This is a genomic window from Luteibacter sp. P4_E6 (genome assembly GCF_056401535.1).
Map to the genome: position 1 here is coordinate 1 of NZ_JBFUJE010000831.1, position 1,211 is coordinate 1,211.

At 66.6% G+C, this 1,211-nt stretch carries 2 protein-coding genes; both read right to left on the reverse strand.

Annotated elements, in window-relative coordinates; all coding sequences use genetic code 11:
• Positions 1 to 549, reverse strand: a 549-nt coding sequence (locus tag AC1DT2_RS23885; RefSeq protein ID WP_477299176.1) for a TRAM domain-containing protein, incomplete at its 3' end; no start/stop codon positions are given.
• A 91-nt stretch (positions 550 to 640) separates the two neighbouring features.
• Positions 641 to 1,211 (reverse strand): YdbL family probable chaperone protein (locus AC1DT2_RS23890; RefSeq protein WP_477299177.1); only part of this gene is annotated, 571 nt, incomplete at its 5' end.

A 1,211-nucleotide genomic window follows, 5' to 3' on the forward strand; every position in this document is an offset into this window, starting at 1 on the left:
ATCGAGTGCCGCATCCATGCCGCTGACCAGGTTGGCCAGGAGGCCCACCTTGGGGCCGAGGGCAGGATGGATCACCTCGCAACGGTCGATGTCGGCGACGAGGCGGGTATTGGATTCGTCGCGGAAACCGACCAGCACGCGCTCCTTCTTGGCCACGTAGCGCACGGAGAACCGACCCTTGCGCCGGTAGGCCCAGGGCTGGGCGGACAGCGGCGGCAGCCAGGATGCCGGCGTGACCTTACCGATCCGCTCGAAATTCTCGGCCAGTACGTGCTGTTTGGCGGCAATCTGCGCGGCGGGATCCATGTGCTGCAGGGAGCAGCCGCTGCACTGGCCGAAATGCCGGCACTTCGGCTCGACGCGATGGGGCGAGGCTTCGATCACGCTGACGATTTCGGCGTCGTCGTAACTGCGGTGACGTTTGACGTACCTGAGCACGACGCGTTCGCCCAGCAGCGCGCCGGAGACGAACGTGGCCTTGTTGTCGATGCGGGCAACACCCCGGCCGTCGTGGCTGAGGTTGGTGATAGTGGCTTCGATGTCGGTCATGCGCTCAAAACGTAAAGCCCGGACGACAAGGGTCCGGGCTGGCTGGGAGGACGCGCCACATGGATCGGCGGCGAGCGTTCCTGGCGGGAGCCTACTTGCGCTTCCAGGCGCCGGCGGCGTCCTGATAATACCAGCCCGACGGCGAGCGCTGGACCCAACCATCAGCGAAGGTCTTGCGGATCTGTGCTTCCCACTCGGGGTGGCCGTTGGCCCGGGCGATCTCACGGTACAGCGCGTCGCGGTCGGTGTTCTCCTGGCCGACAATCGCGTTGGCCTGCGAGCGCTGATCCAACGGCAACGAGCCGGCGTCGCGAATGGCCACCTGGCCGTTAGCCGTGAAGCCCACGGCACCGCTGTCGAAGAGGGCCTTGAGCTGGCCACCGAAGCGCGCCTTCATGCGCTCGCGGATCGCGTCGGTCTGCGGTGTACGGACCTGGATGTCGGGAGCGTCCGCGGCCTGGGCCGCAGGAATGACCAGATCGAGCAACGAAGCGGAGGGCTGCTTACCTGGCGCAGGCCTGGCCGGCGTGGCCGTACCCGAACCCTGCGCGGGCTGCGCGACACCGCTGTCGTCCAGGACGTTGCCGATAAACTGGTCGGCTGCCTTCTGCGCCGCCGCTTCCGGGAAGTACACATTGATGGTGACACATCCGACCAAGGCA